At 45.7% G+C, this 23,957-nt stretch carries 22 protein-coding genes; 15 read left to right on the top strand and 7 right to left on the bottom strand.

Annotated features, from left to right (window positions below; genetic code table 11):
• Positions 1-262 precede the first annotated feature (262 nt).
• Complete coding sequence (locus tag AC0VYG_RS01055) at positions 263-1,105, top strand: alpha/beta fold hydrolase (protein WP_475430512.1); 843 nt, start codon at positions 263-265, stop codon at positions 1,103-1,105.
• A 53-nt stretch (positions 1,106-1,158) separates the two neighbouring features.
• Here the strand turns inward: AC0VYG_RS01055 and AC0VYG_RS01050 are convergent, their stop codons facing one another.
• Both AC0VYG_RS01050 and AC0VYG_RS01045 read right to left on the bottom strand, forming a co-directional pair.
• The gene (locus AC0VYG_RS01050; protein ID WP_475430511.1) at positions 1,159-1,845 is read right to left on the bottom strand and encodes an LrgB family protein; all 687 of its coding nucleotides are present in this window, start codon (positions 1,843-1,845) and stop codon (positions 1,159-1,161) included.
• Positions 1,838-2,320, bottom strand: a complete 483-nt coding sequence (locus tag AC0VYG_RS01045; protein WP_475430510.1) for a CidA/LrgA family protein — start codon at positions 2,318-2,320, stop codon at positions 1,838-1,840. The genes AC0VYG_RS01050 and AC0VYG_RS01045 overlap by 8 nt, the downstream gene beginning before the upstream one ends.
• 168 nt (positions 2,321-2,488) lie before the next feature.
• Here AC0VYG_RS01045 and AC0VYG_RS01040 point away from each other — a divergent pair, with 168 nt between their 5' ends.
• From AC0VYG_RS01040 to AC0VYG_RS01010, 7 genes are all read left to right on the top strand, one after another.
• A complete protein-coding gene (locus tag AC0VYG_RS01040) occupies positions 2,489-3,382 on the top strand; it encodes a LysR family transcriptional regulator (RefSeq protein WP_475449885.1) in 894 nt (297 codons plus the stop codon).
• A 156-nt stretch (positions 3,383-3,538) separates the two neighbouring features.
• The gene (gss, locus tag AC0VYG_RS01035; RefSeq protein WP_475430508.1) at positions 3,539-5,440 is read left to right on the top strand and encodes a bifunctional glutathionylspermidine amidase/synthase; all 1,902 of its coding nucleotides are present in this window, start codon (positions 3,539-3,541) and stop codon (positions 5,438-5,440) included.
• Positions 5,441-5,478: 38 nt separating this feature from the next.
• Positions 5,479-6,189 carry an aspartate/glutamate racemase family protein gene (locus AC0VYG_RS01030; protein WP_475430507.1) on the top strand — a complete coding sequence of 237 codons (711 nt, stop codon included), beginning with the start codon at positions 5,479-5,481 and terminating at the stop codon, positions 6,187-6,189.
• Between the two features lie 117 nt (positions 6,190-6,306).
• Entirely contained in the window at positions 6,307-6,948 is a 642-nt protein-coding gene (locus tag AC0VYG_RS01025; RefSeq protein ID WP_475430506.1) for a TetR/AcrR family transcriptional regulator, read from the top strand.
• A 26-nt stretch (positions 6,949-6,974) separates the two neighbouring features.
• The gene (locus tag AC0VYG_RS01020; RefSeq protein ID WP_475430505.1) at positions 6,975-9,380 is read left to right on the top strand and encodes a glycoside hydrolase family 3 C-terminal domain-containing protein; all 2,406 of its coding nucleotides are present in this window, start codon (positions 6,975-6,977) and stop codon (positions 9,378-9,380) included.
• Positions 9,381-9,495: 115 nt separating this feature from the next.
• The gene (locus AC0VYG_RS01015; RefSeq protein ID WP_475430504.1) at positions 9,496-10,878 is read left to right on the top strand and encodes an MFS transporter; all 1,383 of its coding nucleotides are present in this window, start codon (positions 9,496-9,498) and stop codon (positions 10,876-10,878) included.
• A gap of 159 nt (positions 10,879-11,037) precedes the next feature.
• Entirely contained in the window at positions 11,038-12,294 is a 1,257-nt protein-coding gene (locus AC0VYG_RS01010) for a DEAD/DEAH box helicase (RefSeq protein ID WP_475430503.1), read from the top strand.
• On the opposite strand, the gene AC0VYG_RS01005 is transcribed toward AC0VYG_RS01010, so the two are convergent.
• The gene (locus AC0VYG_RS01005; protein WP_475430502.1) at positions 12,291-13,328 is read right to left on the bottom strand and encodes a HoxN/HupN/NixA family nickel/cobalt transporter; all 1,038 of its coding nucleotides are present in this window, start codon (positions 13,326-13,328) and stop codon (positions 12,291-12,293) included. The genes AC0VYG_RS01010 and AC0VYG_RS01005 overlap by 4 nt on opposite strands.
• A gap of 61 nt (positions 13,329-13,389) precedes the next feature.
• A complete protein-coding gene (locus AC0VYG_RS01000; RefSeq protein ID WP_475430501.1) occupies positions 13,390-14,535 on the bottom strand; it encodes a methionine aminotransferase in 1,146 nt (381 codons plus the stop codon).
• Positions 14,536-14,984: 449 nt separating this feature from the next.
• Here AC0VYG_RS01000 and AC0VYG_RS00995 point away from each other — a divergent pair, with 449 nt between their 5' ends.
• Positions 14,985-15,896 (top strand): hypothetical protein, encoded by a 912-nt coding sequence (locus tag AC0VYG_RS00995; protein ID WP_475430500.1) that lies wholly within the window; start codon positions 14,985-14,987, stop codon positions 15,894-15,896.
• A gap of 57 nt (positions 15,897-15,953) precedes the next feature.
• Positions 15,954-16,814 (top strand): PA4780 family RIO1-like protein kinase, encoded by an 861-nt coding sequence (locus AC0VYG_RS00990; protein WP_067012143.1) that lies wholly within the window; start codon positions 15,954-15,956, stop codon positions 16,812-16,814.
• Positions 16,815-16,850: 36 nt separating this feature from the next.
• On the opposite strand, the gene AC0VYG_RS00985 is transcribed toward AC0VYG_RS00990, so the two are convergent.
• The gene (locus tag AC0VYG_RS00985) at positions 16,851-17,390 is read right to left on the bottom strand and encodes a TetR/AcrR family transcriptional regulator (protein WP_475430499.1); all 540 of its coding nucleotides are present in this window, start codon (positions 17,388-17,390) and stop codon (positions 16,851-16,853) included.
• 155 nt (positions 17,391-17,545) lie between these two features.
• On the opposite strand from AC0VYG_RS00985, the gene AC0VYG_RS00980 reads away from it, so the two are divergent.
• The gene (locus AC0VYG_RS00980; protein WP_475430498.1) at positions 17,546-18,040 is read left to right on the top strand and encodes an HPP family protein; all 495 of its coding nucleotides are present in this window, start codon (positions 17,546-17,548) and stop codon (positions 18,038-18,040) included.
• 114 nt (positions 18,041-18,154) lie between these two features.
• Here the strand turns inward: AC0VYG_RS00980 and AC0VYG_RS00975 are convergent, their stop codons facing one another.
• Complete coding sequence (locus AC0VYG_RS00975; protein WP_475430497.1) at positions 18,155-18,721, bottom strand: DJ-1/PfpI family protein; 567 nt, start codon at positions 18,719-18,721, stop codon at positions 18,155-18,157.
• Between the two features lie 324 nt (positions 18,722-19,045).
• On the opposite strand from AC0VYG_RS00975, the gene AC0VYG_RS00970 reads away from it, so the two are divergent.
• The 3 genes from AC0VYG_RS00970 (at position 19,046) to AC0VYG_RS00960 (ending at position 21,938) form a co-directional block, all read left to right on the top strand.
• Complete coding sequence (locus AC0VYG_RS00970) at positions 19,046-19,717, top strand: 7-cyano-7-deazaguanine/7-aminomethyl-7-deazaguanine transporter (RefSeq protein WP_475430496.1); 672 nt, start codon at positions 19,046-19,048, stop codon at positions 19,715-19,717.
• Positions 19,718-20,373: 656 nt separating this feature from the next.
• The gene (locus AC0VYG_RS00965; protein WP_475430494.1) at positions 20,374-21,144 is read left to right on the top strand and encodes a DUF481 domain-containing protein; all 771 of its coding nucleotides are present in this window, start codon (positions 20,374-20,376) and stop codon (positions 21,142-21,144) included.
• 29 nt (positions 21,145-21,173) lie between these two features.
• Positions 21,174-21,938: a DUF481 domain-containing protein gene (locus AC0VYG_RS00960; protein ID WP_475430493.1), complete on the top strand. Its 765-nt coding sequence runs from the start codon at positions 21,174-21,176 to the stop codon at positions 21,936-21,938.
• A 41-nt stretch (positions 21,939-21,979) separates the two neighbouring features.
• Here AC0VYG_RS00960 and AC0VYG_RS00955 read toward each other — a convergent pair whose 3' ends face one another.
• A complete protein-coding gene (locus tag AC0VYG_RS00955) occupies positions 21,980-22,882 on the bottom strand; it encodes a LysR family transcriptional regulator (RefSeq protein WP_475430492.1) in 903 nt (300 codons plus the stop codon).
• 92 nt (positions 22,883-22,974) lie between these two features.
• Between AC0VYG_RS00955 and AC0VYG_RS00950 the strand changes: the two genes are divergently transcribed.
• Positions 22,975-23,925 carry a DMT family transporter gene (locus AC0VYG_RS00950; RefSeq protein ID WP_475430491.1) on the top strand — a complete coding sequence of 317 codons (951 nt, stop codon included), beginning with the start codon at positions 22,975-22,977 and terminating at the stop codon, positions 23,923-23,925.
• Positions 23,926-23,957 lie beyond the last annotated feature (32 nt).

The following is a 23,957-nucleotide window of genomic DNA, read 5'->3' as shown; positions in this document are numbered from 1 at the left end:
TGAAATCATCATCCGGTGCCAGTTTAAGCAAGACGGCTTGATTATATGATCAAAATAAGCGGGACTTATATTAATCAAAACCTACTCCTCCAATGAAAAAAGCATTTGATTTTCCCATTTAAAATCAAAATGTTAAATAGGCTTCTCATATTATCGTCAGAGATTATCTAAAGCAGGCACGTCTTATGCTTGCTCAAACAAGCAACCTTTTTTACTTTTGAAAATGACCGCAGATAATAACAATAAATCGGAGGATAATATTTTGCCACAAGACCAGTTCATCTCAGTTAATGGCTGCAATATTCGTTATCAGGACACGGGGGGAGAAGGGCCAATCCTACTGCTAACACACGGTATCGGCGCCTCCTTAGAAACTTGGCAGGAACCCTATGCCCTATTGGCAAAAGACAATCAGCTTCGTGTCATTACTTGGGATCTTCCTGGACACGGCTTATCGGATTTCGGAAACCAGCCTTATGGTGTTGAAGACTTTGCGCAAGCCGCTTGGCATTTTGTAGACGCGCTAAACATTGACCAGCCGATCACTTTAGGAGGTAACTCCCTCGGCGGTGCCATCAGTATCCATATGATGAACCTTCATCCAGATCGTGTTAATAAAATGGCTCTGCTTAATGCCGCCTCACTAGGGAAAGAATCACCTTTTCCCTTTCGTTTGATGTCACTTCCCCTATTGGGAGAGTTGATGAATAAACCGGGTAAGCAAGCCATCGATCAACAAATTCAGTCGATTTTTTATGAGCCAGAAAAACAACGACCAAAAATAGAAGCGGTCATCACCCGCAATGTGATGCGCCCAGGCGCGAACAAAGCATTTTTAAGCACTCTAAGATTCATGACAAACTTTTCAGGCCAACGCCCCGCCTTGTATAAAAAAACACTGTCCATGCTGAAAACCTGTCCTGTGCATGTGCTTTTTGTACATGGTACTCATGACATGGTCGTATCCATTGAACATAGCAAAAACGCTCAATCCATCACCCCCAAGTCGTCTTTATTGATTATTGAGAAATGTGGACATACGCCACAAATCGAGGCTCCAGAGAAAGTGGCCAATGTATTAACCGATTTGATCTTTAACAAATAAATCAATGATCTACACGGATGTAGATGATGGGCCACCATATCCGTAATAAAACCCTAAATAACTAAAGCAAACAATGGCGAGCCTATTACCATCGCGATCCCAGCAAAAATCATCGTTAAACTGGCAATCACGCCTTCCTCACTGCCAATTTCTCGGGCTTTAGCCGTCCCTGCCCCGTGGGATGCCGCCCCTAAGGCAATGCCTTTTGCTAACGTGGTGCGAATGCCAATATAGCGAAACACGGGCTCACAGATCACCATACCCACAATGCCCGTCATTAATACCAACATGGCCGTAAGGTCTGGGATACCACCAAAACTCACCGTGGCTTGCATAGCAAAGGGTGTCGACACAGAGCGCGACAACATGCTGTTTGCCAATTCAGGCGGCATAGGGAAAATATGCACAAGCACCCAAGACGATAGCATGCCCATCATTAATCCGGTGATCACCCCAATAAGTAGCGTTAAGGGGTAGCGTTTAATAATCGACCTTTGTTGATAAATCGGTACCGCAAAGGCAATCGTCGCAGGCCCTAACATCATCACCAAAAAATGGGTGTACAAAAAGTAATCGTCTAATGGAATGCCCACTAACAGCACAAAACCAATAATCGCCAACGGTGCCAATAAAATTGGCGCAAGGAAAAATACCTTTTTGCGGCGATAGGCCCATTTCGTCAAATAATAAAAACCAATAGTGGCGGCAAAACTGAGACAGGCTAACAGCGTATCAGACATGATTTTGCACCCCTATGCGATTCTTGCCATTTTCCCGATGACTGGCTCGAACGAGACGTCGGTCATTTATGCCTTTTTCAAGGGTATACACCCGATCCACTACCCAAGCGGTCACAATCAAAGCCGATAGAGTGCCCAATACAACGGTACCAGCAATCATCCAGCCATCGTCACGGATAAACACCTGATATTTCAAAATCGACACCACAGGTGGGATAAAAAACAGCAGCAGCTCACCCAAGAGCCAAGAAGAACCCGCTTGTATGGCTCGCTCCGGCACAACATGGGTTAACAGTAACAACACTAAAATACCTAACCCCAGCACACTGCCGGGAATGCTCCAATGCAAGAACGCAACCACTTGATTGCATAGCCATAACAAGCCACACAATGCCATCAATTGCATTAAACAATAAAAAAACACATGTTTTTTCAGAAACATAGAATGAAAAAAAGAACTGGGTAGCGTTCGCATGATATCTCTGGTTTGCACCTATAAAAGCATCGAAGAAGCATTCAGTATAAACTTGCTAAAAACATAGTTATAATGAATGTTAAATATTTAATTGATAACTAATAGTTAAGTAGTTACAAATAGATCTTCCTAGATCGTTAATAAGGGCATAACACAGTGGATCTTAGAGTGTTGCGTTATCTGGTTGCCATTGTCGATGGCGGCAGTTTTGGCAAAGCCGCCGATCAGGTACATATCTCCCAACCGGCGTTGAGTAAAGCCATACAGCAGTTAGAAGAAGAACTCAGCGCGACCTTATTAGAACGAGGCAAACGCGGTACTGCCATCCGCCTCACACCGGCAGGGAAGGTGGTCTATCAACATGCCCAGAGCTTGCTTGAGGGCCGCCAAAAAATGATTCAAGAGCTGAAAGCACTCAAACGTTTGGAGCGAGGCCATCTAAAAATCGGCCTATCGCCACTGGGCAGTGCCGAGCTACTGGCCCCCATCATCGCCAAATTTCGCGCCCGACATCCACAAATCGAAATAGAACTATTAGAGCGAGGTGGGGCAGAACAAGAAGCCGCATTACGAAATGGTGATATTGAACTGGCCACCAGCTTGATTCCTGACGATGAAGACCTCGCTTGGCTCACAATCCATGACGACCCTCTGAGGATTGTGTTACCCAATGGTCACCCATTAGCGCAACAAGCCAAAGTGAATTTGCGCGATTTAGCAGGCAGTGCTTTAGTCACCTTTGAGGCCTCTTTCATACTCAATAAATTGATTCACCAAGCCTGTCTTAGTGCGGGGTTCGAACCAACGGAAGTCACCTACGTCAGCCAACCGGATTTCGGCCTTGCTTTGGTCGCAGCGGGAACAGGAGTGATGCTATTGCCAGAACTGATTGCCGAACGCCATCTCACCCCAGGAACGATTATTAAACCTTTGGATAATAAAGACTTACGCTGGCAGCTTTCCATCGTTTGGCGTAAGGAAGCGGTGCTGTCTTTTGCGGGACAAGCCATGCTGGAGTTAATCAAAGAGCGTTTTGCCCGCGTCTTAAAATCGCCCTTGTAACGTGTAAAAAAACAGCACCTTTACTGCATAGAATATCAACAAAAAGTCGCTTGCTGCGATGCTTATCTAGGTCTATATTGCGAACATCCTGGCGATACTCTTATCGCCATTTCTCGCCTCTATGAAGCGCTTTTCCGTGTGAGGAATTTCATCGCAATGACAACAGACTCCTGTAGGCCCGTGGCGCCATTTGGCACCTTGTTAGGCATGGCCCCTGGCAATGTGCCCATTTACTCATCCGATTACGACTCCGCCGATGAAACAGAACTGCCCAACCGGCACGCCTACCGCAGTTATGTGGATGGTATTTTTATGGGCTACAAGTGGCAGTGTGTAGAGTTTGCTCGACGATGGCTGTATCTCAATAAGGGCTATATTTTTGACGATGTGGCCATGGCCTATGATATTTTTCGTCTCAACTCAGTGCGCCTAATTGCCGATGAAAGCCGCTTGCCGTTGAAATCATTTCGCAATGGTTCTTTACGCCATCCTGAGGAAGGCGCCTTGCTCATTTGGAATGAAGGGGGTGAGTTTGAAATCACGGGGCACGTGGCGATTGTCACCAAGGTATTAGCGGATCGCCTTTACGTCGTCGAGCAAAACGTAGGGCACCAAGTTTGGCCCGAAGGCCAAGACTATTCCCGTGAACTGGAAGCGCGTATTAGTGACGACGACGGCTATTGGCTACGTTGCTCCTATGGCGACGCTTCGATTCTCGGCTGGGTCATGCAAACCGACGACGATACACACGCCGAGATCATTGAACCAATCGACTCTGCACTGTTCAATTTGCAGCTACGTCACGTTAAGAAAACAGGCCAAGAAACACGTGCCTGGTTGAATATTGCCAACCCAAGCGAAGAAGCCTATGTGGCGATGATGAAAGGCCATAAACTCGCTTCACGCAAGGAAGACGATCACCAATACATGGTGATAAGCGAAGCCGCTGAACGTGAATTGAAACGCGCGACGAATGAGCTACACGCCTTATTTATGCACGCCACGGATTATGTTTTACAAAACGACGAGCTACTGTCTAGCTTCAATATTCCACCAGCATTATGGCCCAAAATACACCAGTCTTGGGACAACCGTCGCAACCAAATGATTACCGGTCGCTTTGATTTTAGCTTGTCAGAAAAAGGCATCAAAGTTTACGAGTACAACTGTGACTCTGCTTCTTGTTATATGGAAGCAGGCATTATTCAAGAAAAATGGGCCAAACATTATGGTTGCCAAGACGGTGAAAGCTCAGCAACAGAACTGGTAGATGAATTATTAGAAGCGTGGAAAAACAGTTCGGTAAAAGGCGTGATTCACATCATGCAAGATACAGACTTAGAAGAGAACTACCACGCCCTCTTTATGAAAAACGTCATGGAGAAAGCCGGACTGACGTGCAAAGTCATCAAAGGCGTCGGCAGTTTACGCTGGGATGAAGACGGCGACGTGGTTGACCAAGATGGCACCAAAATCCGCTGGGTATGGAAAACCTGGGCATGGGAAACCGCACTGGATCAAATTCGTGCCGAGTGCGACGACGATGAACAACGACTGCGTGATTACCAAACCGATATCCCCCGCAGCGCAGCGCCCCGTTTAGTGGATGTATTATTGCGTAAGGATGTGATGGTCTACGAGCCACTTTGGACACTGATTCCAAGTAATAAAGCCATTTTACCTGTGCTATGGACGCTATTTCCTAACCATCCCTATCTATTGGAAGCGTCTTTTGACTTGAGCGATTCGTTAAAAAATCATGGTTATGTGAGCAAACCGATTGCTGGACGCTGTGGTTTTAACATCAGCTTATACGATGGAAGCGATACCTTGATGGAAGAAACGGAAGGGCGTTTCTCCCATCAAGATCAAATCTTTCAGGCCCTATGGAAGCTACCGGATATCGAAGGTTACCGTTCGCAAGTCTGTACTTTCTCCGTGGCAGGACACTATGCGGGCAGCTGTATCCGAGTCGATCCCAGCTTGGTCATCACCAAAGACAGTGATTTAATGACCTTACGGGTCATTGAAAACGACGACCTCATGGATAAAAAATAATCCTCAGCACCAATACCCCAATGCGGTATTGGTGTTTCATGTGCAACATTGAAGGGAACATTGTGACCACTCAGCCTCGTATTGCCTTAATTCACGCCCTAGAAGAATCCATTGCCCCCGCCCGTGAGATCTTTGCTAAAGAGTGGCCGGAAGCCTTTTGTTTTGACCTACTCGATACTTCCCTTGCCATAGATTTAGCGGAGACGGGAACCCTTGATGACAACATGATGAAACGTTTTAGTGACCTGGCAGACTACGCCGCTCGAACCACTGGCAAAGCCGATACAACCGATGCCATTTTATTTACTTGCTCAGCCTTTGGCCCGGCCATCGACGGGGTGAAAGGTCAGTTATCCATTCCCGTATTACGTCCCAATGAATCGGCTTTTGCCGAGGCCATTGCCATGGGCAGTCGTATCGGCTTAATGGTGACCTTTGGGCCGTCATTACCCGCATTAAAAGCTGAATTGGAAGCCATGGCCGCCGAACAAGGCAAAGTTATCAGCATTTATCCGATACTCGTCGAAGGCGCCCTTACTGCGCTAAAAAATGGCGATGAAAACACCCACAACCGCCTAGCGGTGGAAGCTTGCTCCCAACTGCCCGATATCGACGTACTGGTATTAGGTCAATTTTCTCTAGCGAAAGCCGCCCCAAGTCTCCGCAAACAACTCACCCTTCCCGTATTAACCACGCCACAAAGCGCCGTCAATGCATTGCGAGCATTAGTCTGTGACTCTTTGAATTAAGCGATCTTTTTCGGAGAGTCAGTTTTCTATTTTATTTAACACTTGACTCGTTTGGAGTAGCCCCTTACATTTGAAAAAATAAATATAACACGTGTAACATTTTCTATGATTGCTAGAATGGTTCATCAAACCGAGGAAACTCGGGACAAAATCATCCATGTCGCAGAAGCACTTTTTATTGCCAACGGCTTTGCTGATACACAAATGAAGGACATCGCCAGTGCCATTGGTATGAGCCGCAATACGCTCTATCGCTATTACCAAGATAAATACGATTTAGGTTTCGCCATTCTGGTCGTGGTGCTGAAACGTAAAGCGGTCGTTTACGACAAAATCATGGATCAAATCGAGGCGGGCCACTACGCCAGTATACTGGATGGGCTTCAGGTCTTGATGAAAGCCTACTGCGACATTCAATACCAAGACGATGACCGTTTTATCGCCGAATTTGATGGCTACTACGCAGGCTCACGCATTCCTTCAGAGTTTCGAGCGAAACTCGCACAACGTTTACCCAATACCATCAACCACCGTCTTACCAATATCGTGTTATTGGGCCAAAAAGAAGGCTCTATCCGCGTGGATATTCCAGCCAATCAATTAGCCATCACCCTATTAAACGCCATACCCACTTTCTTCCGTCGCATGTTGCTACGTCATGATGCCCTAATGGAAGCCGATAATGACACGATCCCCTTGCTAACCCCTGTGCTCATTCAACTGTTACTGGATGGCATGAGGCCAGTGCCTACCCCCTAAAAATCAAGCTAAATAAGGATGGATATATGAGTGAAATAAAAATAACAGAACTCTTAGCCGAATTGACCTTGGAAGAAAAAGCCACCTTATGCACAGGAAAAGACTTCTGGCATTTACATGGTGTTGAGCGGTTAAATCTGCCTTCCATTATGGTAACGGACGGCCCACATGGCCTACGCAAACAAGCGGGAAAAGGCGATCATGTCGGCTTAAACGCCGCCGTTAAAGCGACCTGTTTTCCAACGGCTTCAGGCCTAGCGGCGTCTTGGAACCTCCCATTAATTGAGCAAATGGGCGTAGCCTTAGGCAAAGAGTGCCGCGCCGAAAACGTCTCGGTACTACTCGGCCCTGGCACCAATATCAAACGCAATCCGCTAGGGGGACGTAACTTCGAATACTTCTCAGAAGACCCTTTCCTCGCAGGTGAACTCTCCAGCGCTTGGATCAGGGGTGTACAGAGTCAGGAAGTCGGCACCAGCCTCAAACATTTTGCAGTCAACAATCACGAGCATTGCCGCATGACGGTGGATGCCGTCGTCGATCAACGTACACTTCGCGAAATCTATCTACCAGCCTTCGAAAAAGCCGTCAAAAACACTCAGCCTTGGAGCATTATGTGCTCCTACAACAAGGTCAATGGCACCTACGCCGCTGAACACAAGCAATTGCTCGACGATATATTGGTCAATGAGTGGGGCTTTGAAGGCATTGTTGTCACCGACTGGGGGGCCAATAACGATAGAGTGGAAGGCATTAAAAATGGTCAACACCTAGAAATGCCCAGCTCTGGTCAGTTAAATACGCAAAAAATCATTGCCGCCGTTAACAACGGCAACTTATCCATGGAAGCATTGGATCGCTCCGTTGGCCGAGTCTTAGAATTGATCATAAAATCTCGTGATGCCTTGCAAAGTGACCCAGTTCAGGTGGATTTACAGGATCACCACCAACTGGCCAGCACCATCGCTCAAGAAACCTGTGTACTGTTAAAAAATGACGGTTTATTGCCTGTCACAACGGGGAAAAAAGTCGCCGTCATTGGGGCGTTGGCAAATAACACCCGTTACCAAGGCGCGGGCAGTTCTAAGATCAATCCGTTCACATTAGAACAGCCTCTAGACGAAATCAAAAAGCAGTTTGGTGCCGAGAATGTCAGCTATACCCTAGGCTATCACCTAAACGATACGCATGACGGCAATGAAATCAGCAAGGCCGTGACTCTTGCCGAGCAAGCGGATGTGGTCTTCTTATTTGCGGGGTTAACACCTAAATACGAATCTGAAGGCTTTGACCGTCAGCATCTCAATCTGCCACAAGTTCAGCTGGATCTCATTCACGCCCTCGGTGAACAATTAGCGAAAACCGTGGTCATCCTACAAAATGGCGCGCCAGTTTTACTGCCTTTCGCCAACCAAACAGCCGCAATTCTAGAGGCCTATTTAGGTGGACAAGCGGGTGCCTCCGCTGTTGCTAAGGTCCTATCGGGTAAGGTCAACCCAAGTGGCAAATTGGCCGAAACCTTCCCGGCCCATTTAGACGATGTGCCAAGCCAGCCTTACTTTCCAGGTACCTCCAAGCAGGTGCAGTATCGTGAAGCCATTTGGGTAGGTTACCGTTACTTTGATACCAGCAATACGCCTGTACTGTTCCCATTTGGTCATGGCTTATCCTACACCACCTTTGACTACAGAAACCTACAAATAAAAGGCGACACTCAAACCATTTCTTTAGGTGAAAATGACACCCTCACACTCGCGGTGACCATTACCAACACAGGCAAGCGCGCAGGAGCAGAAGTTGTGCAGTGTTACGTTGGTCAGACCTCACCTTCCCAGCCTCGTCCAGCAAAAGAGCTCAAAGCTTTTAGTAAGGTGTTTCTCGAAGCCGGAGAAAGCAAAGAGATTGAACTGGCATTGGATTATCGAGCTTTCGCTTATTGGCACACAGAAAACGCGGCTTGGGTGGCAGAAAGTGGTGAGTATCTGATTCAGATTGGTGCCTCCGTCGCAGATATTCGCCAAACAGCTACTCTCACTTTGGACACGGGCACACCTCGCCAAGCCACCAATGAGGCGTTATCGACTTACTTTGAGCCCGCTAAACGAGACTTCCACGATGTGGCGTTCAGTGCATTGCTTGGTTATGACATTCCCACAGCAACCCCTCTCATCCCCTATACCCTGAATTCCACCTTGGGGGACATTGCTGAAACAACCTTAGGCAAACCTTACTTCGAGACCATGATCGATACGTTTACCAATATGATGGGCGGAGATAAAAACGACTCGGCGGCTGAAGCCGATCGTTTGATGGCTGCAGCCATGGTTAATGATATGCCACTGCGCAATCTGCCTATTTTTAATGCGGCCCACTATAGCGAACAAGAGATTCTTAACCTAGTCAGCTCTCTCAATAATCAGAGCGAAGCGTAACTTAAAAGTAACAAAAAAAACTGTAACCACGGATGGCAAGCGAATCAAACCAAGAGAACCTTGATCAACATTGTCATAAAGACTTGTGAATAAGAACAATAACGAGGAAAGCATCATGTCTCAGGATAGGTATGAAACCGGCCGTAAAGAACGGCTCAGTTACTACACGTTTTTTACCGGACAGAACATTATTTTTATGTTCGTAACCATTTTTATCAGCATTTACTACACCTCCGTCTTAGGTTTATCCGCAGGTGTGGTTGGCATCATCTTCCTGATTGCCAGAGTATGGGACACCATCAATGACCCCATGCTCTCAGTGCTGGTGGAGCGTAGTCGTTTTAAAGGAGGAAAGTTCAAGCCCTGGATCAATGCCATTGCATGGGCGGTGCCATTAGCGACGGTGCTTATTTTTGCCTTTGGTGACGAGATCGCTCAATTGCCAATGTGGATGCGAATTACCTACGCTTTCGTCACCTACGTGGGTTGGGGCATGCTATATACCATTTCAGACGCCCCCTCTTACGCGCTGGGCTCTGTGATGACAAAGAACAAAGAAGAGCGCAACGTCATCTATTCCTTTGTTCGCTTTGGTGGCTTTGTCGGCATGGTGATTGCCATGGTCGGCGCGCCACTCTTAGTCGATAAATTGGGAGGGAAATGGACGATGGCCGCCGTCATCATGTGCCTACTCGCCATGATGCTGATGCTAACCATTCGCACAGTGAAAGAGCGTCATGTGGTCGAGCAACAAATACCAACACTCAAACAAATCGTCAGTGCTGTAGCGAATAACCGATACTTGTTGCTGTTTATCCTCGCTTTTGTGTTTATCTCTGGCTCCAATTTTGCGTTTACCTTAATGCCATACGTTGCCCGTGATGTGTTTAACGACGCCACCCTGTCCAGCTTATTTCTATTTGCGATGATAGGACCCGCGATGCTGGCCTCTCCGCTTGTCCCCTTTGGCATTCGAAAGATAGGAAAAATCGCCACCTTTGCGTGGGCGGCTGTGGCGATGGCGGTGTTATCGATCATCACTTGGTTCGTCGGCTATGAACACATTGAGTTCTTCGTAGCACTCACCATGATCAAAGCCATCGCCCTAGGCGTGATTCTAATTATGCCCAGTATTTTTATTGCCGATTGCATCGAATACAGCCATTTGCAATCAGGACAACGCCTTGAAGCCGTCGCCTTTGCGACGCAAACCTTTGCCAATAAAGCATCTACGGCTTTAGGTGGTGCCATGGCCATGGGTTATTTAGCCATGGTGGGCTTTGTACAATCCACCGCAGGCGTCGTCGTCAAACAACCCCCAGAGGTTACCCAAGGCATGTGGGACGTGCTCAATCTCGGCAATGCCATTGGCGCAGTGATTGGACTGGTCATCTTTTTATTGGGTTATAAATTGACTGATCAGGTCCTACTCAATATGAAAGAAAACGCATTACCACAAGACAATACCTCAACTCACTTAGGCTTAGCAGCTAAATAGATCCCCATCGGCTATGGCTCGTATTTATGAGCTATAGCCGACTCTGTGAGACTTATCTCAATACAAGCCAATATCCTGCGAAAATGCTACACTGCTCTCTATGCAACTCCCTAATAGCCATTCCCTTAATAACACCCCTTGTATGAAAAGAGACCACACATGAGCTTTGCGTCGCTAGGACTTCACCAAGATATTGTTAACCGAGTCAGTGAACTGGGTTACGAGGCCCCCACACCGATCCAAACCGCGGCCATTCCGGCGATTCTTGCTGAACAGGATGTTATGGCTGGCGCGCAAACGGGCACGGGAAAAACGGCCGCGTTTGCCTTACCATTGCTACACCGTTTATTGACGCAAAAATTGTCCGACCCGACCGATTCAACGGTTATTCGAGTACTAGTGCTTACGCCTACTCGTGAGTTAGCGCAGCAAGTCCATGCCAGTTTTATCAACTACAGCCAAGGTTTACCCGTAAAAGCCGTGGTCGCTTATGGCGGTGCCAGTATCAATCCACAGCTCGATGCTCTGCGCCGAGGGTGTGATGTGCTGGTGGCCACGCCGGGGCGCTTGCTGGAATTGATTATGAAAAACTTGATCGAGTTAAGTGGCTTACAAACCTTGGTATTGGACGAGGCAGATCGCATGCTGGACATGGGTTTTATCATCGATATTCAGCGCATTTTGAAAAAGCTTCCCAGTGAACGTCAAACACTCTTCTTTTCCGCCACCTTCAATGACGAGATTTTTGCCCTGAGCAAAACCTTATTAAAAGACCCAGAATTGATCGAAGTAAACAGCCGTAACACCACGGCAACCCAAGTGGAACAAACCATCTATGCAGTGGATAATGATCGTAAAAGCGCGCTTTTATCTTACCTAATTGGTTCCAAAAACTGGCAACAGGTACTGATCTTCACCCGTACAAAACAAGGAGCGGATGAACTGGCGAAAGAAATGGGCAAAGATGGCATCGCCACTCAATCCATCCATGGAGATAAATCCCAAGGGGCACGTGACCGCATCTTGGCAGAATTTAAAGAAGGAAAAGTACGCGCATTGGTGGCCACTGATGTGGCGGCTCGTGGCTTGGATATTGAACAGCTTCAATATGTAGTGAACCACGAATTGCCTTACCATGCGGAAGATTACATCCACCGTATAGGTAGAACGGGACGAGCGGGGTTAACGGGCTTAGCCATTTCTCTGGTATCAGAAAAAGAAAACTATTTACTCACCGACATAGAGAAGCTAGTCGGGGAGCACTTTGTGCCCCAGTGGTTCCCAGGGTTCGAGCCGGATTTAAACAAACCGGCCCACACCCAAAAGCGACGTGAGCCTTCCAAAAAAGAATTAAGAGCCAAAGCCCTGGGTATCGATCTTAAGAAAAATAAAAAGGCCAAGCCGCGTCGTCGTTAGGATTTCGCGGCAAGGTCCACTTTATCGTAGCCACGCAGACGATAATTCACTAAAGAAACCAGCCAGCACACTAACATAATCGCGATAACCGCAAAGCCCGCGTCTCCTAAATTATCATTGATGGCCTCGACGCCATTCCAGAAGACACCACTTAAATTCAGCTGATCGCCGATCAACCCAAGGGCTTCTAAGCCACCAATAAACAAGGCCACCACCACAGAGGTCGCGGTAATCGTCATATTGTAATAGAGCTTACGTAATGGTTTTTCGAAGGCCCAACCATAGGCTTTCACCATCAGCAAATTATCCAGAGAATCAACAAAGGCCATTGCCACAGTAAATAGAGCAGGGAAGACCATGATCGACCAGGCTGACAAGCCACTGGATGACCCCGCTGCCGAAATGCCCAATAAGCCGACTTCGGTCGCCGTATCAAACCCAAGACCAAATAAGAAACCAACGAAATACATCTGCCAGCTTTGCTCAATCAAACCAAATAAACGACGATACAAGCGACTCATTAAGCCCCCAGAGACCATTAAGTCGTCGTTTTTGGTGGCATGAAGATGGCCCTGTTTAATCCCATGAAAACGTCGATACACATCGCGCAAAATGTACAAATTCACTAACGCCAATGCCAGCAAAAATAAGGCCGAGACACTGGTACCAATCAAACCGCCCACATGCTGAAACCATTCACCTTTTTCCATTAAGTGGCTGGTGGCCAGAGCAATGGCTAAGGAGGCGAATATCACAATCGTCGAGTGGCCCAAGGAAAAAAACGCTCCCACGGCAATGGGCCTTTTTTCTTCCTGCATCAGTTTACGGGTCACATTATCGATGGCCGCAATATGATCCGCATCCACCGCGTGGCGCAGTCCGTAAGTCCAAGCCAACAGGGCGGTGCCCATTAATGCCACATGCCCATGAAACGCATAAAATGCCCAACCCCATGCCGCAATATTGGCTAACACCAATAGGGACATCATCACCATTGCATGCCGTCGAGTGGATTGCCACGTAGATCGAACCATATCTTTTTCCTTATCTCAAAATCAGAAAATAAATTAAACCCCATAACCGAGCAGAAAAACATCAAATGTGACTCAAGCGCTCCGTCGCATCTTTCAAGGTGATGTCCTCTTTGGCAAAACACAGACGAATTAAGCGTTGACCAACAGGTGGTGTTTGGTAAAACACGCTAATGGGAATCGCGGCCACCCCTACTTCATCGATCAATCGCTTGCAAAAGGTCACATCGTCTTCATCACTGATGGCGCTGTAATCCAATAATTGAAAATACGTGCCTTCACAAGGTAGTAGGGTAAAGCGGCTGTCTTTTAACCCATTCCTCAATAGATCACGTTTACTGCGATAAAAAGCCGCTAGAGCGTCACAAGCTTCTGGTGCCTGAATAAGGTAATCACTTAGGGCTTTCTGCAGAGGGGTGGTCGTGCAAAATGTCACATACTGGTGAACTTTACGCAGCTCTGTACTGAGCGCTTTTGGTGCGACGACGTATCCTACTTTCCAGCCAGTGAGATGAAAGCTTTTGCCAAAAGACGAGACGACAAGGCTACGCTGGCGAAGTCCCTCATGTTTATGAACACTGACAGCACTTTCGATAAAGTGGATAAACTCATACACTTCGTCAGACAAGACAATAATAGGATGATCTTTAATGGTTTGCCAAAGCGACTCTAGATCCTCATTTCGCCAGCAACTCCCTGTTGGATTATGGGGCGTATTGATCAACACCATACGAGTCTTGTCTGTGATCAATTCTCCCACCGCTTGCCAGTCAGGGCGAAAATCCGGAGCGGTTAAAACAGCTCGACGACACACACCACCGGCTAATGTGACAGCAGGCTCATACAGATCATAAGCAGGATCAAACAAAATCACCTCATCGCCCACCTGAACTAGGGCGGCAATGGCATCGAAAATGGCTTCTGAGGCACCGCTGGTCACGGTGATGTCATCTTGCGGATCCACCGTGCGCTGATAATGACGATAAATCAACTGAGCAATCGCCTCGCGTAGATCCAGTAAACCTGTCATGGGTGAATACTGATTGCTACCGTTGAGTAGCGCATTCGAGGCAGCCTCGAGTAATCGAGCGTCAGGTCTAAAATCAGGAAAGCCTTGCGAGAGATTAATGGCGCCTTTTTCCGCAGCAAGAGCAGACATTGTCGTAAAAATTGTCGTCCCCACAGAAGGTAATTTTGAAGAGAGTTGCACAGCACTGACCTTTTAAGAAAATAAATAAATGAAGCCTCTCAAAGAGCACTTCTTGGTGAGCAGATTCTAATGCAAAAACCACCCCAACTTAAGAAAACAAATTGAGATAAGCCATTTGGGAATCCTATTACTCAACAGCTCTTTCCTTAACTTCATCTCTATTTAGCGAGCCATCTAGCTCTTTACCAAGTCTCTCACCAAAAAATCACAACATTCCGAAAAATTGAACAGCGACTCCCAGAACAACAAAAAATGCCTATTTATTTGTTTTGTAAAGTTTTTTAAGACAACACTATTTCTATGCAAAATTAAAATTAGAAAAAGTGTAAATTATTACTGACAAAAAACTAACAATTTATGGACAAACCACGAAAATACACGCTAAATTTACGTAAAATACTACACAGTAGTTAAATACCAATAATGTACGTTTTAATAGGAAATTTAAGATGATGTTAATTGGAGAGAACGTAGGGTCGCTTGAAGCAGCATCGGACCGAGAATGTGAGTTTTATATTCAGTATTTGCTGAGCCATGCCAAAAGTGTCTCGTTACGAAACTTGCGAGCAACCTCGAAAGAAGAACGCATGGAAAGGGTTAATGAAGAAATTCAATTATTGATTCGTAAAAATCGAGCGCCTAAAGATGTGATCTACCAAATGCAAGCCGCTTTTGAAGCGACTCAGGTGTCATCCGGTGACTTCAAATGGGTAGACAAAAGAAATGATCGCATGATGATATGGATGTGGCATTTTTTAAAACGCCAGACGGAATTGGCCCCCAGCACGCTGATTTTTCTCAATGAAGAGGAAGAAGCCCACTTTACGTTACTGTCTCCCTACCCTTTTAAAACCGAACGCAACACGCACTCCGAGCGTTTCGCTGATATCATGGCCGCTTTTCACTACTCCGAGGCGGAGCCAGAACAACAACAAGCCTTGATCAGTCTTTTAAAAGAAGAGTGGCAAACCGTCTTATTGGATAAAAGTGTGGTTGATTGGCTCGAAGAGGATAACCTTGCCCAATGGAAATGGGCATGGAAATACCTTGAAAATGTGACTCAACGCCCTTTAAAAAAGGCATGGGAACCCATCGACGATCAGCAATTGTATATGGCGATTATTGCCACCTTTGACTTAGCCGATAACCCTGATAGAAAGGCCTTACTGGTCGATAAAATGAAAAAAGCCTGGAGCCAAAAGAAATTTCGCGAAAAAACCAATGGAAAAAAGCCTTATAGTATTAGTATGACGTTGAGCACAAAACAACAACTTGACGTGATTGCGAAAGAAAAAGGCCTTAAAATCAATGATACCATCGAAGAATTGATTAAAAAGGAATATGCTAAACGAGGTGTTTAGAACGATGTTTCGTTTCTGTTATTTCTTCTCTACGCTAATCCCTGCATAAGGAGCAGCATGAAAATCCCGAAAAGAATCCAACCACTTATTGAAGATGGTTTGATTGACGAAGTACTGAGTCAATTAATGAGCGGCAAAGAAGCAACCGTGTATGTGGTTCGCTGTGGCTCAGATATTCGCTGTGCAAAGGTCTATAAAGACGCAGGTAAGCGCAGTTTTAAGCAAGCGGTGCAATATCGTGAAGGACGAAAGGTACGTAATACTCGTCGTGCTCGCGCCATGGAAAAAGGCTCTAAATATGGCCGAGAAGAGCAGGAAAGCCTATGGCACAATGCCGAAGTAGATGCCCTCTACAAACTCGCTAACGCCGGTGTACGCGTTCCTCAGCCTTATGGTTGCTTTGATGGCGTGTTACTGATGGAACTTATCACAGATGAAGACGGTGGTGTCGCTCCACGTCTTAATGACGTGACCATGTCGGCCGAGCAGGCCAGAGAAGATTTTCAGGTCATCATTCGTGATATTGTCAGAATGTTATGCGCTGGCTTGGTTCATGGCGATTTATCTGAATTCAACGTTCTGGTTGATGAAGACGGCCCTGTGATTATTGACCTGCCACAAGCCGTTGATGCCGTGGCAAACAACCATGCTGAATGGATGCTAGAACGGGATGTGAATAATATGCGTAACTATTACGCAATGTTTGCCCCCGAACTGCTAGAAACCCAATACGCAAAAGAAATTTGGGCCATTTACGAAGAGGGTAAATTAACCCCGGATACAGCCTTAACCGGGATATTTGCGGAGCCGGAGAGTGAAGCGGATGTGGACTCCGTGCTGTTGGAGATCAAAGAAGCTTTTGACGAAGAGCAAGCTCGGCTGGCGCGTATGAACCACTCCGACCAAGACGATAACTAGTCACCGTTTCCACTCGATGGGTACAGATTCTCCATCTTAGGCTAGGAGGGAAGCAGCCAATACTTTTGCCCTCTTAGCCGCTTCAAGGTCACCTGCAACATAAGCCTGAGCAATCGCCCCTTCTTTTAATAAACTGATACTGTGTGCCACTTCGGCAGACCGTCCTGGCACATTGGCTTGAATAAAGGTCGTCAGATTTTGCTTATGTTTTTGACAAATAGCATTAACGGGATGATCCGAAAACTCCCCATTGGCTTTGACAAAAAAACAACCTTTAAAAGGCAATAGCTCGGGCACTTTATTGTGAAACCAATCATCTAACGCATCAAACAAGGCTAAAATGGCGCTGTTCCCCTCCCCCGCTTGCATCATTCGCGATGTGAGCCAGTCGGTAAAAATCTGATCTCGATAGACCAATACCGCTTCTACCAGTGCATCTTTACTCGCAAAATGGTGGTAGAGGGTTTTTTTCGCTACGCCCGTTTCCGATAAAATGCGATTAATCCCCACCGCATGAATGCCATGTTTATAAAACAGTTCGAACGCTGTGTGTATCAATAAGTCGGGTTTCGACATGCCAAGCTCCGCTTCTAGAAAGCCCCTCTTTTAGAGACCATTTATAGGAATCACTTTTTATTGACGATCATATTGACACAAGTAGACCAGTCTGTCTATTCTAAAAAGAGACAAATTGGTCTACCATTTAACCCAGACAAACAGCGAGCTACAGCATGACAACTACTTTTTTGAAACGTTTTTATCAGTCACGTCTATTCACTATTGGGCTTGCGGGAGTAGGCGCCATGTTGTGTATTTTAGCGATTTCCACAGGCGCTCAGTTGGCGCCAAATTACCTTGGTATCATGGCGCCATTTGGCGCCACCATGGTGATTTTATTCGCGCTGCCGAAAAGCCCATTGGCTCAACCTAAAAACATTATCGGTGGTTATCTTATAACGACCCTAGTTGGCTTAATCACACTGCATTTTTGGGGCGTGACCCCCATGAGTATGGCGGTCAGTGTTGGACTCGGTGTGTCCTTGATGATGTTGACCAATACATTGCATCCACCAGCCGGGGCCAATCCGTTGTTAGTCTTATCGATCCATGCGCCTTGGGGATTTTTGCTCACACCGGTACTGTCTGGGTGCTTACTGATTGTTCTCTTTGGCTGGGTTTACCATAATGGCATCTCCCGCCAAGGTTACCGCTTTATGGCAAAATAGCTTCTATTCTAAAAGGTTTAGCAAGCAGTCGAGACAAAAATGGGAAGCCGATTTCAGCTTCCCATTTTCCTTTAAGAACAATGATATAATGCCTAGTTCATTCGTTCTAACAAACTACTTCAACAATGCCATAAACTGCGCCAACCAAGCCGGATGAGCAGGCCACGCAGGTGCCGTAACAAGGTTACCACTGGTAACGGCTTGATCCACGGGGATATCAGCGTATTCACCACCCGCTTGCTCAACTTCGGGGCGACAGGCTGGATAGGCTGAGCATTTTTTGTCTTTCAATACCCCAGCGGCACTCAAAATTTGCGCACCATGACAAACGGCAGCAACGGGCTTATTGGCAGTGAAGAAATGGCGAACCATGTCCAACACCGCTGGATTTAACCGTAAATATTCTGGTGCACGACCGCCAGGAATGACCAATGCGTCGTAGTTTTCCACTTGAATAGCGTCGAAATCAGCATTTAAAGCAAAGTTGTGCCCCGGTTTTTCAGTGTAGGTTTGATCTCCTTCAAAATCGTGAATGGCAGTCTTTACCGTCTCGCCACTTTTTTTATCTGGACATACAGCATGCACAGTATGACCTACGGCCTGTAGGGTCTGAAACGGCACCATGGTTTCATAATCTTCAGTGAAATCACCAGTAATCATTAATATTTTTTTACTTGTCATGACGGTCTCCTTATCTTCCAATAGAGAATATCTCCAATGGTATGAATAACGATAAACCTGCCGATATCAAGTGAAAAGCCATTCGTTTCACTTTCTCTGCGTTATTGTTAAATGGCGTTAACATTAACAAAAAAAATCCCATTGCCTCTTTTTTAACCAGATGTTTAATGTATAATCTCGCCCCCGCGATCACATGATTCCATGCGACACGGCATATAGACAATCAATATTGTCCGCCTAACCAGTAGTAGGTAATAGAACACATTTGATTTGGGTTCCCTCACCCCAAACTGACACTAAACGAATTTAAAAAAAAGGTCTGACATGAGCACTTTCACATCGGCACAACAAACCAAAGCTCTGCGCTACTTGGTGGCGTTTCATATACTCATCATTGCATCGAGTAATTATTTAGTTCAAATCCCCTTCACCATTTGGGGTATCCACACCACATGGGGGGCGTTTACCTTCCCATTTATTTTCTTGGCAACGGACTTAACGGTGCGCATTTTAGGAGCGCCTTTAGCACGTAGAACGATATTTTTAGTGATGATTCCATCACTGTTCATTTCCTACGTGCTGTCAGTTCTGTTTGCCCAAGGACAGTTTCAAGGATTGGCCTCCCTGACGACCTTAAGCTGGTTTGTTGCCCGTATTGCTATCGCCAGTTTAATGGCTTATTTGCTTGGGCAAATACTTGATGTACAGGTCTTTAATCGTTTACGCCAAATGAAACAATGGTGGGTTGCGCCAACGGCCTCAACCTTATTTGGTAATGGTTTGGACACACTGGCCTTCTTTGGCATCGCTTTTTATATGAGTCCAGACGCCTTTATGGCGCAACATTGGCCTGAAATAGCACTAGCCGATTACGGCTTTAAGCTCATTATTAGCCTCGGGTTATTCGTGCCTATGTATGGGGTTTTGTTGAATGTTTTGGTGAAGAAAATTACCGAAATAAAGCCGGATTTCCAATTGACCACCGCCAGAGTCTAATCAGCGTTACTCCAACAAACACTTAATGTTAGCCACCAAGCGCCCCAAAATGACCTTGGTGGCAAAGATAAAGTCGCAAATTAAACTCTAATCTAGGATAATTTTCTTCCATATGTAAGCAGAGTTTGTTATTGGGTTTTAATTCATTTTCCTATTTCCATGAAATAAGTGTGCGTACGCCAAGGGCTCCATTAATAACATGAGTTTTATCGTCATAAAGCACTTTACTAATTGGAGGAAAATTTTAATATGAGTATTTTCACAGCAACTATTCTTCTGTGTTTTTACCTTTGTAAAAACACCTAACTCATTGTTTTAATTATGAACAACATTCACTTAGATAAAACAAGTCACATCTCTTTTAGTACCGCTTAAAATCCATTGCCTACTGTCTATATAGCATACATCTCATCCCGTTTTTTATTAGATAAAAGGTTATATAAATAGATAAAAACCTTGTTCCCTCCTGTCAATAACGTCAAGTTTTAAACTAGTTTAAAGGCGAATATGAAAACTTGAGTAAAAGACGTAAGTTTTCGTTTAGATGACCAAATAACCGATAGATATATGTTAGCGTTAGTTTAATCACTGAATTATTAATTAAAGGAGACAGAGTCACTGCTGTAAAACAAATCGTGTGTTAGGACTCAGCGACAATGAAAAAGTTTTATCCAAAAACAACATGCAGTTTGTTGACTCTAGTCTTGCTTGCGGTACCCAACGTCAATGCACAAGATGACGGTGATTATTCGTCTAATGAAACAGGATTATGGCAAGGCTCAGCAGAATTTGGGGTCAGAAAAACCACTGGAAATACCAATATCAGTAGCTTCAATGGCAAGCTTAACCTTGTCCAAAATCTCACGTATTGGCGAAACACTTATACTTTCCAGTCTAACTACGCAACCACCAACGATTCGACCACCGCAGAACAGTACCGAGGCTCCATACAAAGTGATTATAAGTTTACTAATAAAGAATTCTTATTTGTCAAAGGGGAGGCCGAAAAAGACCGCTTTTCTGGTTATCGCTATAAAAGCAGCGTATCGACGGGGTATGGGAATCGGTTATGGCAAGGCGCAGACGGCTCTTATTTCGAAGCGTCGGCAGGTATTGGCTATCAACGTGAGCAACTGATACAGCCGCAAGCAAACAGCAGCGACTTTGATAATGGTTTGACGACTAATTTCGCGGCCAAGCTGGAAAAATATGTCTCAGACACCACCACATTCAAACAACATCTGAGTACACAAATTGATATGGAATATGGCAGCAATGAAATCGAATCCGTTACCTCATTACAAACCGATATCATCAGCGATATCGCAATGAAGATGTCTTATCGTGTGACCTATGATTCGCAAGTCCCAGTCGACAAAGCGCATACCAACACGGAAACATCCATTACTTTTTTATACTCTTTTTAAGACATAAATAGACTATTAGGGACAGATCTATGCCTTTAAAACACTCACTTTTAACTCTCGCTTTGCTAAGCGCTCCCTTAGTTTTTGCGGCCGATACGGACAACACATCGAGCACTTCCCCTAAGACAGAACCTTGGAAAGCCAGTGTGGAACTCGGTTTTCTGATGAATTCAGGAAACACCAACAGTACGAACTTTAATACAAAAGTCAATGCTACTCAGGATCTGCTCCATTGGCGCAATAATTACACCCTAGCTTCTCAGTACACCCGCTCAGATGATCAGAAAACAGCGGAAAACTACAATGGCTCAATCGAAGGTAACTACAAGTTTAATGATTCAGAGTTTTGGTACATTCGTGGTGGCTACAAAAAGGATTTATTTTCCGGATACGATTTCCAAAGCAATGTAGCAACCGGTTATGGTGATCGTTTTTGGCAAATGCAGGACGGCTCCTATCTAGAAGCCTCAGCGGGTGTGGGTTATCGTTACAATAAATTAGCCGAAGGGGCCACCACAACCGACATTGGCGCCGCTAAAACCCCCATTATTCGCTTTGCCTTAACAGGCCAAAAGCAGCTATCGGCGAGCGCGGTGTTCATCCAGACATTGGATTCCAGTATTGGTACAAAAGATGGCTCCTCTATATCGAAATCCGTCTCCTCACTGCAAGCCAATATCCGTAACGACTTGGCGATGAAGCTGTCTTACAGTGCGGAATACTCATCTACCGTCCCCACCGGCAAAGAACATACGGATACGGAAACCTCTGTGACCTTGCTTTACTCTTTTTAAAACGCCTTATCTGACGTCTCACTCTCGCTTTAGGCATTCTGTCAGCTTAAAGCGGACTCGCTGAAGGCGGCGGCCATGTAATTAATAAATAATCGAACCCTTAAAGGCATGTTCTTTCTATCTCGATAGAGCATGCTTAGGCGTCTGGGTTGACTCCCCCAATTCGGCAATAATTGCACCAGAAGCCCTGATTTGATCATTGGCTTAGCACTGTAGTCAGGTATATAGCCAATTCCTAACCCCGATTGAACCACTGGGAACAAAGCGCGCAAGTCATCGGTTTCGAAACGTACATTACTCCCTGGTGCAAAGTTGTAATGGGCATGGTTCTTTTTACATACCAATTCCCACTGCCTCATTGGGTAACATAAGACAATCGGATAATCGGCTAGCTGAGCGGGTTTGGTTATTTTCGACGTATCCAACGAGGGGCTTGCACAGACGATAAATTGGATGTCTGTCAGCGATTTGGCAATCCAATTATCCTCATTAACGTCGCCAACACGAAAGGCAACATCAATCCCTTCTGCTTCGATATCAATCAAATAATTAGATAGCTTCATCTCCAACTGGATATCAGGGTAATCCTGCATAAAACCACTGATCTGGTCACTTAATAGTTCAGACATCACATTTATAGGGCCGGCAATACGGATTCGCCCTCTGGCTTCATGCTTGTCCTTATGAAGATCGCTCGCCACCTCAACCAACGACTCAAATAAACCATGGGAGCGCGCAAAGTACTTCTGCCCTGTCTGCGTCAAGGTCACTTTATGGGCATCTCGGTTCAGCAAACGTATCGACAGATCCTGTTCTAATTTAGAAATACGACGGCTTAACGTAGAAAGTGGTATGTCTAACGCAAGGGCGGCGGCTTTAAAGCTGCCGTATTGGGCAACCGCACAAAAACATCGTAGATCGTCGAGCGAATAATTAAGTTTCATTTTTGGAATATTAGTTCTTTATTTTGCTTATGGTTTTCAATTTTAGAATCTATACACTAGCGAGTATTCCCTCATTTTACTAGAGAAAGATCATGACAATACCTTCATATACTAGAGCCGTTTTACTGCTTATTCTCTGTACTTTTTTTTGGGGAAGCAGTTTTCCTGTCGGTAAACACATTCTGACAGAAGTCCATGCCTACTCCATGGTGCTATGGCGTTTTGTCATCGCAGCCCTTTGTCTTCTTATTTATGTCAAGGTCGCACGGATTGCTTGGCCGAAACATTTGGCCACGCAACAATGGCTCTATGTTGTCATTGTCAGCATCATCGGTGTTGGAGGGTTAAACTTGGCGTTATTTTCGGGGCTAACCTATACCTCTTCCACCGATGGTGCTCTAATTATGGCGTTAAGCCCACTCTTCACGTCGCTTATTGCCTCCTTGTTCCATCGAACTATTCCTAGTATGGGCCAATTTATTAGCCTTGCCATCAGCTTATTGGGGGTACTGTTAGTCATCACCAATGGTCATTTGTCGCTCCTGCTTGGCCTACAGATCAACTATGGGGATAAATTGATTTTTTGCGGTATGTTAGCCTGGAGTTTATATACGTTTTTCACGCAAGGGATCAGCAAATGGATGCCGTTAATCCCTTATACTCTGGTTGGTATGATCTCTGGCGCCAGTGTCATTGGTTTGGTTTGTCTTTTTTCTCCCAATATCCATCCCTGGCATGAAGTCATTCACAGTTCCAGCAGTGTTTTTTATGGGGTCATGTACATTGGCATGTTCGCCACAGTAGCGGGCTATCTATTATGGATCAACGGCGTGAAGCAGTTAGGCTCAGCAAAGGCTTCGTTATTTTTCAACTTTGTCCCCGTGTTTGCCGTCCTAGTGTCCTTCCTATTTGGTCAACCTGTCACCTTGTTGCAAGTGATTGGCATGGTAGTGGTGATCTTTGGCCTTGTATTGCCCAACCTATGGTCATCACTGACATTCAAAACAAAGAAAGCTTATCCAGCCTGTAAAGTGACAAAGTAAGCCCCATCAAGTAATGCCATGAAAAAGGGCGC

The organism is Marinomonas sp. 63XJN7_7_ISO-PGPR-S23-202 (assembly GCF_056173505.1).
This window is presented reverse-complemented; position numbering and strand designations above follow the sequence as displayed.

What these genes read in the sequence shown, in the direction of transcription:
- AC0VYG_RS01045 (WP_475430510.1), bottom strand. Translation starts at nt 2,320, where the DNA reads ATGCGAACGCTACCCAGTTCTTTTTTTCATTCTATGTTTCTGAAAAAA.
- AC0VYG_RS01050 (WP_475430511.1), bottom strand. Translation starts at nt 1,845, where the DNA reads ATGTCTGATACGCTGTTAGCCTGTCTCAGTTTTGCCGCCACTATTGGT.
- AC0VYG_RS01010 (WP_475430503.1), top strand. Translation starts at nt 11,038, where the DNA reads ATGAGCTTTGCGTCGCTAGGACTTCACCAAGATATTGTTAACCGAGTC.
- AC0VYG_RS01020 (WP_475430505.1), top strand. Translation starts at nt 6,975, where the DNA reads ATGAGTGAAATAAAAATAACAGAACTCTTAGCCGAATTGACCTTGGAA.
- AC0VYG_RS00985 (WP_475430499.1), bottom strand. Translation starts at nt 17,390, where the DNA reads ATGTCGAAACCCGACTTATTGATACACACAGCGTTCGAACTGTTTTAT.
- AC0VYG_RS00975 (WP_475430497.1), bottom strand. Translation starts at nt 18,721, where the DNA reads ATGACAAGTAAAAAAATATTAATGATTACTGGTGATTTCACTGAAGAT.
- AC0VYG_RS00995 (WP_475430500.1), top strand. Translation starts at nt 14,985, where the DNA reads ATGATGTTAATTGGAGAGAACGTAGGGTCGCTTGAAGCAGCATCGGAC.
- AC0VYG_RS00990 (WP_067012143.1), top strand. Translation starts at nt 15,954, where the DNA reads ATGAAAATCCCGAAAAGAATCCAACCACTTATTGAAGATGGTTTGATT.
- AC0VYG_RS00965 (WP_475430494.1), top strand. Translation starts at nt 20,374, where the DNA reads ATGAAAAAGTTTTATCCAAAAACAACATGCAGTTTGTTGACTCTAGTC.
- AC0VYG_RS01015 (WP_475430504.1), top strand. Translation starts at nt 9,496, where the DNA reads ATGTCTCAGGATAGGTATGAAACCGGCCGTAAAGAACGGCTCAGTTAC.
- gss (WP_475430508.1), top strand. Translation starts at nt 3,539, where the DNA reads ATGACAACAGACTCCTGTAGGCCCGTGGCGCCATTTGGCACCTTGTTA.
- AC0VYG_RS00980 (WP_475430498.1), top strand. Translation starts at nt 17,546, where the DNA reads ATGACAACTACTTTTTTGAAACGTTTTTATCAGTCACGTCTATTCACT.
- AC0VYG_RS00955 (WP_475430492.1), bottom strand. Translation starts at nt 22,882, where the DNA reads ATGAAACTTAATTATTCGCTCGACGATCTACGATGTTTTTGTGCGGTT.
- AC0VYG_RS00970 (WP_475430496.1), top strand. Translation starts at nt 19,046, where the DNA reads ATGAGCACTTTCACATCGGCACAACAAACCAAAGCTCTGCGCTACTTG.
- AC0VYG_RS01030 (WP_475430507.1), top strand. Translation starts at nt 5,479, where the DNA reads ATGTGCAACATTGAAGGGAACATTGTGACCACTCAGCCTCGTATTGCC.
- AC0VYG_RS00960 (WP_475430493.1), top strand. Translation starts at nt 21,174, where the DNA reads ATGCCTTTAAAACACTCACTTTTAACTCTCGCTTTGCTAAGCGCTCCC.
- AC0VYG_RS01005 (WP_475430502.1), bottom strand. Translation starts at nt 13,328, where the DNA reads ATGGTTCGATCTACGTGGCAATCCACTCGACGGCATGCAATGGTGATG.
- AC0VYG_RS00950 (WP_475430491.1), top strand. Translation starts at nt 22,975, where the DNA reads ATGACAATACCTTCATATACTAGAGCCGTTTTACTGCTTATTCTCTGT.
- AC0VYG_RS01025 (WP_475430506.1), top strand. Translation starts at nt 6,307, where the DNA reads ATGGTTCATCAAACCGAGGAAACTCGGGACAAAATCATCCATGTCGCA.